The sequence below is a fragment of the Bacillus sp. AFS073361 genome, from assembly GCF_002567005.1.
In the GTDB taxonomy this organism is placed as follows: domain Bacteria; phylum Bacillota; class Bacilli; order Bacillales; family Cytobacillaceae; genus Neobacillus.
The window spans coordinates 1-543 of the sequence record NZ_NUZU01000073.1 but is presented as its reverse complement, the minus strand read 5'-3'; the positions used below and the strand labels follow the sequence as shown (position 1 = coordinate 543).

The window sequence follows — 543 nt, the reverse complement described above, 5'->3', positions numbered from 1 at the left end:
GGAATATTTAAGCGTGATGCGGAACGGTGAGAACGTTTATTATCTTAACGCGAAGGGCCGTGCGCTAGTTAACTGCGACAAGGTCCGTAAGAGCACAGGCAAGTTCAGCATTATCTGATGCGAAATTATGTCTATATTGCGTTCGGTTGCCCGGCCACCTGGCGAAATGAAATACGTGTCACTAGTGAAGGTGCTACGAAGAAAGACCGAATTGTCTGCGTACCGGACGCCTTATTTAAGCAAGGCGATGTTTATACCGTTGTNNAAATTAAGCGAAGGGCTTCAAACGCAAGTATTTACATTAGCTGATTTTAACGCATAGGAAGGGGATAACAACATGTTCAGACGCAAAGAAGAGGTATATTCGATTAAAGAGTTTATGGCACGGAAAAACGAGGTTTTCGAGCTTACAGAGCAGGAAAAGAAGGTGTTTTTCGAATCTGGAGTATTAATTCCGCTGGCATTAGCGCCACTTTTAAAAGCAAAAATTGTTTTTGCGAATGAAGCCATTCCGGTGACTGTGGCAGCTTCATCAAATGCAGC

The 543-nt window shown here is 43.6% G+C and carries 1 protein-coding gene; it reads left to right on the top strand.

What is annotated here, in order from left to right; all coding sequences use genetic code 11:
• Positions 1-337 precede the first annotated feature (337 nt).
• The coding region (locus COJ96_RS25360) for a hypothetical protein (protein WP_142333053.1) at positions 338-543 on the top strand (206 nt) is incomplete at its 3' end.